We start from the raw sequence: 1,740 nt of genomic DNA on the forward strand, positions 1-1,740 counted from the left end.
TCGTCCGGCGATTTCAGCGCCGTCAGCAACGCATGCAGATAGTCGTACGGGTTCAGCCCATTGATGCGGGCGCTTTCTACCAGGCTGTACAGCAGGGCGCTCGCCTGAGCGCCAGCTTCCGTATTGGCAAACATCCAGTTCTTACGCCCGATGACGAACGGCTTTATGGCGCGCTCCGCCCGGTTGTTGTCGATGTTCAGTCGACCGTCTTCCAGATAACGCATCAACTTCGGCCACTGCTTCTGACAATAACCGATGGCCTTGCCCAGATAGCCCTTCGGCAGTACGTCGGTTTTCGACAGCCATCGTGCGAACTCCTCCATCAACGGTGTCGATTCGGCCTGCCGTCGCCGGTACACCTCGTCCGGCGGTTTGCCCTGCAGGGCTTTCTCTATCCGGTACAGCTTCTGGATATGCGACAACGCCCACACCGCCTTGCCCACCTTCGCATTCGGCTGCGCACGCTGTGCTTCTTCGAACTTCCGGCGGGCATGGGCCATGCAACCAACCAGTGTCGCCTGTGTACTGTGGTAACCCGCATACCCATCAACCTGAAGATATCCGGTATAACCGGCCAGGAACGCCGCTGGGCACTGCCCGCTACGGGAGTCCTGATAGTCGTACAACACCAGGTGCGGTGTGACATCTTCTGCATGGCGAACATCGCGCCCGGTGCCGTACAGCCACATATAGCTCTGACTGCTCTCCTGACTCAGTACATTCAGCGGTGTTTCATCGGCGAAGATAACCTCCTGTGCCAGCAGTGCCGTGTGCATCAGCACCCGCAGCGGCTTCAGTCGTTCGGCAACCTTCAGCAACCACTGGCTTTGTGTCTGGCGGCTCAGCGGGATGTGGAGGCCGGCGAACAACGCTTCCTGGCGGTACAGCGGCAGCGCGAACTGGAACTTGTTGATGATGATTTGCGCAACCAGAGACGGCGTGGCGTAGCTTTTGGCGAACAGCGCCGGCACCGGCGGCGCTACCTTCACGCTGCCCAGCGTGCCGTGCTGCTCACAGCACCGGCAGCCGTATTTCTCGCGGATATAGCGGGTCACCTGTACGTGGGCCGGTATCAGCTCCAGCTCTTCGCGCACTTCTTCGCCCATCACGTGCATTGGCTGATGGCAGCAGTCACATACCTGCTCTTCGGGAGGGAGGCGAACGATGACCTCCTTGCGTGGCAGGTTGGGCGGCAGACGCGGGCGGCGTTTTTGGGGCTTGTGCGCTCCGCCGTTTTGCGTGACGCTCTCGTCAGAGGCGCTCTCGTCGGCATCGATGGTTTCCTGCTCGCAGGCGTCATCGTCGCTGAAGGCATCGACGCCAACCGGCGCTTCTGCTTCAACTTCGGCCTCGTTGAACACCTCACCCTGCGGTGGGTGCGGCTCGGCGCTGCGACCGAACATCTTGCGGCGGTACAGATTGAGTTCTTCGAGTTGCGCCTGCAACTCTTGCTGCTGCGCCTGCAGTTCTTGCTGTAACCCAATGATTATCTGTTTCAGTTCACTGATATCATTCGGCAAGTTGTCGGTAGTGGTAGTGGTTCTCATAGCGCAACTGTAGCAGGCAACGCGGGGATAGGCTGATAAATTTAACTGGTCGCAGTACAGTTGAGCGGTTGATGCGTGCGGATTTTATCGAGGTCAACACCAGCAAGTAACCAGCGCCATTGCTCTTCGGTAAGCCGTATGGCTTGCTGGCCCACTGTTGGCCAGCGGAAAAAATCTTTCTCCAGACGTTTGT

2 protein-coding genes are annotated in these 1,740 nt (G+C 58.8%); both read right to left on the reverse strand.

Annotated features, from left to right (window positions below; genetic code table 11):
* On the reverse strand, positions 1-1,547 hold a 1,547-nt coding region (gene tnpC / locus ACMV5I_RS29385), incomplete at its 3' end, for an IS66 family transposase (RefSeq protein WP_414825961.1).
* A 41-nt stretch (positions 1,548-1,588) separates the two neighbouring features.
* Entirely contained in the window at positions 1,589-1,732 is a 144-nt protein-coding gene (tnpB, locus tag ACMV5I_RS29390; protein WP_414825962.1) for an IS66 family insertion sequence element accessory protein TnpB, read from the reverse strand.
* Positions 1,733-1,740 lie beyond the last annotated feature (8 nt).

The sequence above is a fragment of the Serratia sp. T13T92 genome, from assembly GCF_047530105.1.
In the GTDB taxonomy this organism is placed as follows: Bacteria; Pseudomonadota; Gammaproteobacteria; order Enterobacterales; family Enterobacteriaceae; genus Chania; species Chania fonticola.